The sequence below is a fragment of the Streptosporangium subroseum genome, assembly GCF_900188345.1.
GTDB classification, from domain to species: Bacteria; Actinomycetota; Actinomycetes; order Streptosporangiales; family Streptosporangiaceae; genus Streptosporangium; species Streptosporangium subroseum.
Genome location: NZ_FZOD01000095.1, coordinates 19,423 through 28,791 on the forward strand (window position 1 = coordinate 19,423; position 9,369 = coordinate 28,791).

Sequence of the window (9,369 nt, forward strand, 5' to 3'; positions counted from 1 at the left end):
CAGTGAGAGGGAGTCCAAAGCCAGTCCGTGAAGATCGGATTACCCGTGCGAACAGGGGCTGGAGCCCCAGCATGGAGGCGCCGGGCGGGCGCAGAGGCCCACCCGGCGCGGCCGGTAAATCTGGAAATAGCATCGCGAAGGATTACGGTCCGTCAATCCTTATGCCGCAAATACCGCAGAGGTCCGAAGCGCACCTTCACGCCCTGGAGAACAATGAGCTGGAAAAGAGGAGGGAAAAAGAGGTCACGGGCTGCGGTGCCAGATTTTCCATTTACCGGAGGCCCGCTTGACCAGACGGATCAGGCGGACAACCTCTGGACCGTCGCGAACTCCCGGACGGATCAGGCGGGGAGCCGCTGGACCGTCGCCGAATCCCGGACGAATCAGGCGGAGAGCCGCTGGACCGTCGCGGGCTCGAAGGGGAAGCGGTCCGCGAACGCCGGCTGCAGGTCGGTGAGCCACACGGCCTTCGGGTCGTACCGCGCGAAGAAAGGACGCCCGACCAGCTCGGGATCGCGCGCCTGGATGAGATGGAGCACGAAGACCTTCTGCCCGGCGATCTCCGCGACACCGTCCACGCAGACCTTCCCGGGCGTGGCCGACATGGAGGGGCCCCGCACCGTGCGGCACAGTCCCGAAACGCTCGCGTAGGCGTCCCTGAAGATCTCGTATGCCCGCGCGAGGGGCACCGCGAAGTAGTCCTGCGGTCCGGTGTCCCGCTCGACGAACATGTAGTAGGGCACCATGCCCATCGTGAGCTGCCTGCGCCACATGGACGACCAGGTCCCGGGATCATCGTTGATCGACCTGATCAGCGGGGCCTGGGTCCTGATCACCGCACCGGTGGAGAGGATCCCGGCCACGGCGGCCTCCACGATCGGAGACTCCATCTCCCTGGGGTGGGAGAAGTGCGCCATGAAGGCCAGGGTCTTGCCCGCGTCCGCGACGGAGGCGAACAGGCGCAGCGTGTCGGCGCTGTCCGGGTCGGAGACGAACCGCTGGGGCCAGTAGGCCAGCGACTTGGTGCCGATGCGGATGGACTCGAGCTGCTCCACCTCAAGGAGCGGTTCCAGGTAGCGGCGGAGCACCGCCTCACTCATGATCATCGGATCTCCGCCGGTGAACAGCACGCTGGTCACCTCGGGGTGATCCTTCAGATAGCTGACAAGGCTGTCGACGTCGTCGGAGGCGAACTTCAGGTCGGGCTCCCCGATGAACTGCGCCCACCGGAAGCAGTAGGTGCAGTAGGCATGACAGGTCTGCCCCTGCTTGGGGAAGAAGAGCAATGTCTCGGGATATTTGTGCTGCATACCGGGCACCGGCTCCTGGCCGATGCGCGGAACGTTGAGCTCCAGCTGGCCCGCCGGGTGCGGGTTGAGCCGCATCCTGACCTCGTTTGCCGCCGCCTGGATTTCGGCGTTTCGTGCGCCGGCGTTCAGAAGGCTCGCCAGCCTGGTGACGTCCGCCTCGGGCAGCATGTCCGCCTGAGGGAAGACCAGACGATAGATGGGGTCCTCGGGAACGGCCGACCAGTCGATGAGCTGATCCACCACGTAGGCGTTGGTGCGGAAGGGCAGCACCGTCGCCACCGCCCTGATCCGGAGCCGCTCCTCGTCCCCCACGCCGCCTCGCTGCAGCAGGCCGTCGAGATGCTTGGAAGTGTAGGCCCGGAACCCCCGCGTAGAGCCTTCGTTCAAGATCACTAATCCTTGCCCTTCGTTTTTGTTGCTCTTGGCGTCAACCTATCTAGATGGTCGTGCGTCGATGTCGTTTATTACCAGGACGTAATTACCCCTACTGACGGTTCCATTACGGAGTAAGTTCGCCGGTAAACACCTATCGCGATATATCTCGAATCGTCGTACACTCGACCTCATGACGCCCCACAATCCCGCCCCGCGCACGTCAGGGGCCGGTCGCGCATCCGGCCTCCCCGCCCCCGCCTTGCGCGCATTCGACACCGCCCCCGCTCCCGCCCTGCGCGCATCCGACGCCGACCGCGACCGGGTGGCCGCCGTTCTGAGCGAGGCACTCGCCACCGGCCGGCTGACCAGCGTCGAGCACGCCGACCGCCTCGAGGCGACCTACAACTCCGTGACCGTGGACGAGCTCGTCCCGATCACCCGTGACCTGCCCGACGTCGACGCCCCCGCCTCGCCCGGGGTCGCCGCCGGTCGCCAGGAGGTCACCGCCGTCTTCAGCAAGGTCGTGCGGGGCGGGCGCTGGGTCGCCGGACGGCACACGGCGCTGAGCGCCACCTTCGGCGCGCTGATCGTCGACCTGTCCGACGCGGTGCTGCCCGGCCGGGAGATCACGCTTGAGCTCACCTCCTTCTGTGGCAAGCTGATCGTCAGGGTGCCCGAGAACGCCCACGTCATCGACGAGGTCAGCGGACTGTTCGCCAAGCGGCACATCTCGGGCGGCCTCGGCGGCGAGGGCGGACCGGTGATCAAAGTCGTCGGCCGGGCCACTTTCGGGAAGATCATCGTCGCGAGGGAGAGAACCGACTGGAATCTCCCCGACAAGCCCTGATCGCCCCGGCTACCCAACCGGTCCCTCACCCCGCCTACGATGCGGACAAACCATCCCGCGCGAGGTGACCGCTTGCCTGATACCGACGCCCCCGGCGTCATTCCGATCGCTCTGGACGCGATGGGAGGCGACCACGCCCCGGACGAGATCGTGGCGGGAGCCGTACAGGCAGTGAGAGAGCACGGGATTCCCGTCGTTCTCGTCGGTGCCCCCCGCCCGCTCGCCGAGGCGCTCCACCGGCACGACGCGGCCGCCGAGATCCCGATCGTCCGGGCCGAGGAGGCACTGGCCATGGACGAGGGCGCCCTCGCCAGCCTGCGCCGCCCGCGCTCCAGCATCGCCGTCGCCTGCCATCTCGTACGGCGAGGCGACGCCTGCGCCGTGGTCTCCGCCGGATCCACCGCCGGGATCGTGGCCACCGGCAAGCTCCGGCTCCGCGGCCAACCTGGGGTGCTCAGGCCCGCCATCGCCGTCGCCCTGCCGACTCGCCCGAATCCCACCATCCTGCTCGACGCGGGGGCGAACGCCGAGGTCAAGCCCGAAATGCTGGTGCAGTTCGCCCATCTCGGCGCGGCGTACGCGGAGACCGCCCTGGGGATCAGCGAGCCCAGGATCGGCCTGCTGACCATCGGCAGCGAGCCGGAGAAGGGCAACAAGCTCGTCAAACGAGCCCACGAGCTGCTTTCGGCCGCCCCGGGGCTCGTCTTCGCGGGCAACATCGAGGGCCACGACCTGCTCTCCGGAACCGTGGACGTCATCGTCGCCGACGGCTTCACCGGCAACGTCGCGCTCAAGACCATGGAGGGCAGCGTCCGCTACGCCTTCGCCGAGCTCCGCGAGACGATCAATGAGAGCCGCACGGCCAGGATCGGCGGGTTGCTGCAGAAGAAACGCATCAGGGAGCTCTACCGGCGCCTGGACCCCGAGGTCCACGGCGGAGCCGTACTGCTCGGGCTGAACGGCACCGTGGTCATCGCGCACGGAGACTCGCACGCCAAAGGCGTCAGCGCCGCCTGCGTGCTCGCGGCCAGGCTGGCCCAAGAGGGTGTGGTGAACCGCATCGGCGAACGTCTCGCCACCACCCACCGGTCGCACCGCCTCTGGTGACACCGCTGACACCGCATCCGGTCGCATCGCCTCTGGTGACACCGCGTCCGGCCGTACCGCGATCGGTTTTCAAGATCGTGGGATCCCCGAAAATGCAGCCGGTCCACGATCGGGTACCCGATACCCTTAGGTCATGACCGACCCGCAGCTCGTACTCACCGAGCGCGTCCAGCAGGCGCTGGCCGCCGCCTTCGGTACGGAGTACGCCGACGCAGATCCGCTGATCCGTCCCTCCCAGTTCGCCGACTACCAGGCGAACGTGGCGATGAGCCTGAGCAAGCGACTGCGACGAGCCCCGCGGGAGGTCGCCCAGGAGATCGCCGACCACCTCACCGGCGGCGCCGAGGGCGAGCGATTCCCCGGCACCGTCGAGGTCAGCGGCCCCGGCTTCCTCAACCTCACGCTCTCCGACGACTGGATCGCGGCCCAGGCGTCCGAGATCCTGGCCGACCCGCGCCACGGCGTCGCCCCGTCCGCCTCCCCGCAGATCGTCGTGATCGACTACTCCGCGCCCAACGCGGCCAAGGAGATGCACGTCGGTCACCTGCGCACGACCATCGTCGGCGACGCGCTCGCCCGGGTCCACGAGCACCTGGGCAACAAGGTCATCCGGCAGAACCACCTGGGCGACTGGGGCACGCCGTTCGGCATGCTCATCGAGCACCTGCTGGACATCGGCGAGGAGACCGCGGTCGCCCAGCTCGAAGCCGGCGAGGGCAACGCCTACTACCAGGCCGCTCGGGCGAAGTTCGACAGCGACCCGGAGTTCAACAAGCGCGCCCGCACGCGGGTGGTGACCCTCCAGAGCGAAGAGCCGGAGACCATGCGTCTGTGGCACATCTTCATGGACGCCACGGTCCGCTACTTCAACAAGGTCTACGCCCAGCTCGGCGTGACGCTGACCGACGACGACATCGCCGGCGAGAGCATGTACAACTCCATGCTCGCCCAGGTCTGCGACGACCTGCAGGAGCGCGGGATCGCCGTCGTCAGCGAGGGCGCGCTCTGCGTCTTCCCGCCCGGCTACACCGGCCGCGAGGGCCAGCCGCTCCCGTTCATGATCCGCAAGAGCGACGGCGGATACGGCTACGCCACCACGGACATGGCGACGATCCGCTACCGGGTCCAGGACCTCAAGGCCGACCGGATCATCTACGTGATCGGCGTGACGCAGGCCATGCACATGTCGATGCTGTTCGACTCCGCCAGGATCGCGGGCTGGCTGCCCGACCACGTCCGTGCGGAGCACGTCCAGATCGGCAGCGTGCTGGGCAGCGACGGCAAGATGTTCAAGACCCGGAGCGGTGCGTCCATCAAGCTCCTGGAGCTCCTCGACGAGGCCGAGACCAGAGCCGCCGCGGCGATCCAGGACAGGGAGTACGGCGAGGCGGAGCGCACGGAGATCGCGCACGCCGTCGGCATGGGCGCGGTCAAGTACGCCGACCTGTCGGTCAGCCACGACAGCGAATACGTCTTCGACTTCGACCGCATGCTCGCCCTGACCGGAAACACCGGCCCCTACCTGCAGTACGCCCAGGCCCGGATCCGCTCCATCTTCCGCAGGGGTGGGGTCGACCCGTCCGAGACGACCGGTCCGATCGTCCTCGGCCATCCGGCCGAGCGCGCCCTGGCCCTGCAACTGCTCGGGTTCGGCGCGGCCGTCGAGGAGATGGCGGAAGGCTCGATGCCTCACAAGCTCGCCGCCTACCTCTTCGACACCGCGAGCGCCTTCACCACGTTCTTCGAGAACTGCCCGGTCCTGAAGGACGACGTCGATCCGGCCACGCGCGCCTCACGACTCGCCCTGTGCGCGCTCACTCTGGACGTGCTGAAGACCGGGCTGGATCTGCTCGGCGTCCCCGTGCCCGAGCGAATGTGATCTGTCCACCAGATGATCGCCTTGATTCGCCAGGTTAAGGCGATCATCTGGCAAAGTTGCTTTCGGCGTGCCTCCCCGCGGGCATGTCCGAGGCGCACTACGCTGGCGCGGTCATCGGTCACAACTTCGGAGAGTTCTCTGCCTTGAGCACAGACCTGACCGCGCATCCCCACGCGGGGACGGAGTTGCACCGCTATGCCGAGGCGCTCCTGACCAACCTAGCCGCCGGTGCCACCTCCTCCGGGATGCCGACCAAGCCCATCGACGTGCCCGGTTACTGGCTGGCCCCGGCCGTCGAGGCTCTCACTCTGCTCCTGGACGGCGAGGAGGCACTCGAACCCCTCGCCCGCGCCGCGCAGCGCGACGAGCAACGGACCGCGCTCTTCCTCTGCCTCGCCCTCGCCGTCGCCGGCCAGGGCGACCAGATCCATGCCTCCTGGCTGGGCATCGCCTTCGGCGAGCTGTCCCTGGATCGCCCGGTGACCCACGGCCAGCGAGCCCTCTGGCTCGCCGCCGCCAGGGGCGCGTACGGCCCCGCAGGCAAGATCTTCGTGCTCCGCAAGCTCGACGCGGTGGCCTCGGCCACCGCCTCCGAGCCCGACCGGTGGCTGCGAGCCCTGACCCCGGACGACCCGTCGACGGTGGTGCCGCCGTCGCTGTCCGACTTCCCCGGGCTCGCCGAGCTCCCCGAGCTCGCCGAGCCCGTCCAGGCGGCCGCCCAGCTGACCCGCCTGCGCGACCGCTGCGTCGAGATCACTTCGGTCCGGGAGAACACTGGGGGAAATCGGGAGGGCGCCAGGGGAAATCCCACCGGTCCTCCCGGTGAACGGACCACCGCCCAGAACGAGGGAAACCCCGGAAACCCGGCCGGACCGGCCGCACAAAACGAGGGAAACCCGACCGGTTCCCCGGACGGACCGGCCGCATGGAGCGGAGGGAACCCGCCTGGGCCCTTGGATGATCCGGCCGCATGGAGCGATGGCGAGCCACTGACCGTGCTCCGGCACCTGATCGGCTCCAACGAGGCCGAGGGTCCGATGAGCTCCCTTGGAGGACACCTCCTCAGCGACCTGCAACCCGGCTCCCACCGCTACCAGGCCGCCATCGCCCTTCACGTGGCCGCTCCGATCGTGCGAACGGCGGCCGAGAGTCTCGTGCAGGCCACCCAGGTCACGCCTCCGGAGTCAGTCGTCATGCCCATCCTCGGCCACCGCGTGACGCTTCGCCCCGAAGGCCCGGACGCCGAGTCGCTGGCCGCCGCCGAGGAGCGCATCAGCATCGACGGCACCCCGGTCCGCGGCCGCCCCTGGCTTGCCTACGCGCTGCTCGCTCTCGGTGCGGTGGCCCTGGTGATCGCACTCGCCATCCCGGTGGCACTGCCGCTCGCGGCGCTCGGGCTGATCCTGGCCGCGGTGGGAGGCCATCGGCTGTGGCGCAGGCGCAAGCGTGAGCAGGCGGACGCCGAATACGTCGTCGCGCAGCTCTCCGAGCTCCGGGAGATGGCGCAGGGCGCGGTGTGGGCCCTGCATGAGTACGCCCGCGAGGCCGAGGCCCGTGCCCAGACGGCGACCTCGGACCTGGCCGAGCTGACCCGCCTGCTCCGCAGAGGTCCCCGCGCCGGCTAACCGAACGGGCCGGGCGTCGGCGGGATGGCAGATCAGCCCAGACCGAGGCAACGGCACGCGCTGGAAACCACGCCTGGCCGGGAAACCCCGCGTACCCAGAGCCGTGTTGGACCAGAGCACCCGCATGTGACGCAGACCGTGCTGATCCAAGGCGGCCACAGGTGGTGGAAACCATACTGATAGGAGAACGCCGGCACCGGATGGTGGAAACCACGCTGATCCAATCCAAGAGAACGCCGGCACGCGGGGGGGACGCGTTCCGGCTGTTTTCCAGGATCAGCCGGTGGTGATCTCCACCTCGGCCGGAGCCAGCAGGAAGACCTTCTCGGCGATGCGCTCGATACGACCCTCGCAGCCATAGGCCAGACCCGCGGCGAAGTCGACCATCCTCGTGGCCTCGGCGGTGCTCATACCGTTGACGTCCATGATGACGGTCTGACCCTCGCGGAAGTGCCGTCCGATGATCGGTGCGTCGTTGTACTTTCGCGGAGTCAGCATCACGATCCGTGAAGGCTCGGTCATCGCGCGCCAGCGCTTGGCCGCACGCTCGGAGGCAGGCTGCCAGTCCTCTTCCTCGCCCTCGACCTCATCCTCGTAGTCGTAGGACTCGTCATACTGCTCTGTCCCGCCCAGGCCAAGGTAGCTCGCCACCTTGCGCACTGCCCCCATCGGCTTGTCCTTTCCTCAGGACCACGCCGCAGTCGGCTTGTCCCTACATCTTGGACGGTAACCGACGACCAGAAGTTCGCCATGCGACACGCCCAGTACTTATTTCCACTTTGTACGGCTACCGCACAGGTTTACCTGATCATCTACCCTGGTTTCGACTGGTTATTACCGAGACCGTTAGCATCACGTCATGCGTATCTATACGGTCGATTCGTTTACCAACCAGTTTTTCAAGGGTAACCCCGCAGGGGTCTGTGTACTTGGTAATCCGGTCCCCGACGCCTGGATGCAGTCCCTGGCAGCGGAGATGCGGCACTCGGAGACGGCCTTCCTGCTCGGAGGGGAAGACGGCGAGCCGTATTCGCTCCGTTGGTTCACGCCCTCGGTCGAGGTAGCCCTGTGCGGGCATGCGACCTTGGCCACAGCGCATGTGCTGTATTCCACAGAAACGGTCCCGGAAACCCTCGAATTCTCAACGAAGAGTGGAATCCTGTCTACGACCAGGGATAAATCCGGTTTAATCACCATGGATTTCCCAGTAAAAGTACTCAGAGAAGTGAGCCCGCCATCCGGCCTGATAGAGGCGCTGGGAGTTAAACCTCTCTGGACCGGAAAAAATGTTTGGGATTATCTCGTAGAAGTCGAGTCCGAGGAGGCTGTGCGTGCCGTCTCTCCTGACTTTCGCGCCCTGGAGGCCGTGGACGCACGAGGAATCATCGTGACGGCTCGGGCATCCCAGTCGTCCGACGCCGACTATGTGTCCCGCTTCTTCGCGCCTCGGGTCGGCGTCCCCGAAGACCCGGTGACGGGCTCCGCCCACTGCGCCCTGGCACCTTACTGGTCAGGCAAGCTCGGCTCCGACGCGCTGGTCGGGGCCCAACTCTCCGAGCGGGGCGGTGTCGTCCATACAACCATGAGAGGCGATCGGGTCGAACTGGCCGGACACGCGGTAACCGTGCTCTCGGGAGAGCTACACGTCTGAAGCCGGTCATACGAGAGGGTTCTCAACGAGCGACGCCTCTCTCCTGGTGGAGAGCCCCTTAAGCCTTGGACAATGACAACCGGCCGGCGACCGGACCAAAGGCCATCGGGCCGGAAACGTCTGCATCGGACCAGCCCCTGAAACGAAAAAAAGGGGGCCAGTACCCCGCGGTCCAGACCCCTCCCCGGACACACAAAAAAGGGGAGGTTCTCACCGTGTGGCGTGAACTCCCCCTTTGTGCATGCGGGTGGGTGAACGCAGAAAAGGCCACCCCGAAACGGGGTGGCCTTCTCTGAAAAGATTGTCCGGCGGTGACCTACTCTCCCACACCGTCCCCGGTGCAGTACCATCGGCGCTGAAGAGCTTAACTTCCGGGTTCGGAATGTAACCGGGTGTTTCCCCTTCGCCATAACCGCCGTAACCCTATTAAACAATCAACCACCACACTCACACCCACCCCCGTTCAACACGAGGCTAGGCGGCGGTGTTTGCTGTTTCAGAATCACATAGTGGACGCGGGCAACACAACCTCTGCACCATGAACCGATCACGCGCTGCTCCGGACCCGGCGAAGG

At 66.9% G+C, this 9,369-nt stretch carries 7 protein-coding genes and 1 rRNA gene; 5 read left to right on the forward strand and 3 right to left on the reverse strand.

The features are described 5' to 3' along the window. Nucleotides 1-383 precede the first annotated feature (383 nt). On the reverse strand, nt 384-1,703 hold the full coding sequence (locus CHC08_RS44620) for a KamA family radical SAM protein (protein ID WP_089213439.1): 1,320 nt from the start codon (nt 1,701-1,703) through the stop codon (nt 384-386). A 172-nt stretch (nt 1,704-1,875) separates the two neighbouring features. Here CHC08_RS44620 and CHC08_RS44625 point away from each other — a divergent pair, with 172 nt between their 5' ends. The 4 genes from CHC08_RS44625 (at nt 1,876) to CHC08_RS52115 (ending at nt 7,143) form a co-directional block, all read left to right on the forward strand. After that, nucleotides 1,876-2,532 (forward strand): DUF1707 SHOCT-like domain-containing protein, encoded by a 657-nt coding sequence (locus CHC08_RS44625; protein WP_089213440.1) that lies wholly within the window; start codon nt 1,876-1,878, stop codon nt 2,530-2,532. Nucleotides 2,533-2,604: 72 nt separating this feature from the next. Further along, complete coding sequence (gene plsX / locus CHC08_RS44630) at nt 2,605-3,639, forward strand: phosphate acyltransferase PlsX (protein ID WP_275937253.1); 1,035 nt, start codon at nt 2,605-2,607, stop codon at nt 3,637-3,639. Nucleotides 3,640-3,772: 133 nt separating this feature from the next. Beyond that, entirely contained in the window at nt 3,773-5,518 is a 1,746-nt protein-coding gene (argS, locus tag CHC08_RS44635; protein ID WP_089213442.1) for an arginine--tRNA ligase, read from the forward strand. 143 nt (nt 5,519-5,661) lie between these two features. Next, a complete protein-coding gene (locus CHC08_RS52115; protein WP_245878952.1) occupies nt 5,662-7,143 on the forward strand; it encodes a hypothetical protein in 1,482 nt (493 codons plus the stop codon). A gap of 276 nt (nt 7,144-7,419) precedes the next feature. Here the strand turns inward: CHC08_RS52115 and CHC08_RS44650 are convergent, their stop codons facing one another. Further along, complete coding sequence (locus CHC08_RS44650) at nt 7,420-7,812, reverse strand: cell division protein SepF (RefSeq protein WP_089213443.1); 393 nt, start codon at nt 7,810-7,812, stop codon at nt 7,420-7,422. Nucleotides 7,813-8,002: 190 nt separating this feature from the next. Here CHC08_RS44650 and CHC08_RS44655 point away from each other — a divergent pair, with 190 nt between their 5' ends. After that, nucleotides 8,003-8,794 (forward strand): PhzF family phenazine biosynthesis protein, encoded by a 792-nt coding sequence (locus CHC08_RS44655; RefSeq protein WP_089213444.1) that lies wholly within the window; start codon nt 8,003-8,005, stop codon nt 8,792-8,794. Nucleotides 8,795-9,097: 303 nt separating this feature from the next. Here the strand turns inward: CHC08_RS44655 and rrf are convergent. Further along, a 5S ribosomal RNA gene (rrf, locus tag CHC08_RS44660) occupies nt 9,098-9,214 on the reverse strand. Between the last annotated feature and the right edge of the window lie 155 nt (nt 9,215-9,369).